This window comes from candidate division WOR-3 bacterium (genome assembly GCA_016867815.1).
In the GTDB taxonomy this organism is placed as follows: domain Bacteria; phylum Hydrothermota; class Tepidihabitantia; order Tepidihabitantales; family Tepidihabitantaceae; genus UBA2258.
Map to the genome: position 1 here is coordinate 1 of VGIR01000199.1, position 2,172 is coordinate 2,172.

Genomic DNA, 2,172 nt, shown 5'->3' on the forward strand with positions numbered 1-2,172 from the left:
CCTGCAATAGCTCCAAGGCATCCTCCTGATCCAGCGAAGCCAGCACCTGCCTGCCTGCCGACCTGACGTTCCGACTTGCAGCCGACGACCATCTCCGGTACTTTCTCACAGCGGTTCTCCTTTCATAACATTCAAACAACCCAGATGCTACCATCCGGGCAGGGGAACCGCTACTGATTTTCAACTAAGACAGGGACATCCTCTTCCGGGTTTCTGGAAGAAGACACCGCATGAGGGCAGTACATCCAGAGACACAGCGCTAGGAACCTGGGGAACTGGCGCTAGGTCCGCAAACACCACTCTCCGGGTTCGCGTGTTGTAGAATGTCTGGAAGTCCGACCACGCAATTCCACGTGCCACTTTGTTGGTTAGGTAGTCCCCGTACGCCTTCTTGTCTGTGATCTCATTGTACATGTACTGCAAGAGTGCGCCTGACGGGTCGTTTACGTAAAGGCTGTCGTCGCTCACTCCCATCACGACAAAGGCGTGGCCACCGTCGCCCAAGCCGAGATTGGCACCGATCAGGAGAGGGCGTCGCGATGACCTGACTTGGCCGATGACGTAGTCCTGAAACTCGTCAAAGGAGTCGAAGTCCGACTTCTCGCTTGGGTGACCGTACTCGTTCTGCAGGTAGTCTCTGAGCTTGGGGTATTGATCACCAAGCAGTTGCCATATCAAGACGCCAAGCCAATCATTGGAAAGACCAAGATCCTTGGCTACCCACGCAGGCTTGCGGTTGACGCCGAAGTACTTCAGCACCATGCTGAGGGAAGTCGGAAGACACCACGGGGTGGCGTCTTGGTTGTAGTACGGCACGGCGAGCAGCGTCGGCTCGGGGTTCACGGCGGGCGTAGTGATACTCACCGCGTCGTACCAAGCGGTTCCTGCGTTGGCGATGAGCGACATCCACGTCAGATCGTTCTCGAACGAGAATGCGGGCGTGTCGTAGGGTCCGAAGAGATCGTCGTCGATTCGGTAGGTGATTCTCACCGTCGAGGCGTTTGGACGTTCGTACTTCACGCGGCAGCGGTACCACTGCAGCTTGTTGAACTGGCGAAGCGGCCCGGGAACGCCGCAGATGAGCCCGTCTTTGCGGAACGACAAGAGCGAACGTCCTGGGTATGTCCAGCTTGGCCCGGTCCTGAGTTCCAGGTCGCTATAGGCGTAGTGACCGTAGGGTGGGATAACCTCGTCGCCGGTTCGGACCATGTACTCGATTTGGTAGGGTGCCGCCGTCCCGATAAGGTGATGCTGGTGCGCTCCCCAGGTCCCACCTACGACACCGTAGAGGTGAAGTGACTTTGTTCCCTCATAGCTGACGCTGCCATCAACGTAGCAGTTGCTGGTGTTCCCGCTCGCCACCCATGGTGGGTTGGGCGGCAGTTGGCCGACAGGGTATGTCTCAAACCCGTCGGCCCAGATTGTAGCACACCACGCCGTCGCGACGGCCAGAGAGACGCCGATCGCGATTGCTGATACCGTCCTGCCTTTCATCGTGTCTCCTTCTTTCTGAGCACCCTGCGCTCGTCTTCGGCTCGGTGCCGCCGGATGAGGCACGGACTCGCGACCACTGTGGGAGTCTTGGCTTGCGCACCTCATCAGGGGGGAGTATGGCAAGTAGCGTGCCAGAGCCACTGAGAACAATCCGGGGCAGCGCAGGTGTTTCCAGAAAACGGCGGGGCACGGCTACCCGTGCCCCTGCCGTGCCGCAGATTGCAGCTTGGCTACGTCCTGTTGCGCAAAGCTTCCTCTAGTGCTACGCGGTCTTCTATTGACTTGAGAAGCTGCCTGGCATCGCCATACGTCATGTCGGTATGTACCCATCCGTCAGTGTGATGGGACTCCAGTCTAACACCGGAGCCATCTCGTTGTACCTCACGCCTGCCATCGGCGAACCTTGACGATCCGTGTCCTGTATCCCTTCGGCACGCATAGTCGAGTTCGCGGTACAGCTGCCCGATCTCGGACTGAGGATGTCCCTGTCTTAGTTGAAAATCAGTAGTGGTTCCCCTGCCCGGATGGTAGCATCTGGGTTGTTTGAATGTTATGAAAGGAGAACCGCTGTGAGAAAGTACCGGAGATGGTCGTCGGCTGCAAGTCGGAACGTCAGGTCGGCAGGCAGGCAGGTGCTGGCTTCGCTGGATCAGGAGGATGCCTTGGAGCTATTGCAGG

1 protein-coding gene is annotated in these 2,172 nt (G+C 58.2%); it reads right to left on the reverse strand.

Translation table 11 applies throughout. The features are described 5' to 3' along the window. Positions 1-180: 180 nt before the first annotated feature. Positions 181-1,599, reverse strand: coding sequence for a hypothetical protein (locus tag FJY68_14275; protein ID MBM3332987.1), 1,419 nt, complete (start codon positions 1,597-1,599; stop codon positions 181-183). Positions 1,600-2,172: the final 573 nt, after the last annotated feature.

Coding starts and splice junctions, on each gene's coding strand:
- FJY68_14275 (MBM3332987.1), bottom strand. CDS start 1,599: ATGAGGTGCGCAAGCCAAGACTCCCACAGTGGTCGCGAGTCCGTGCCT.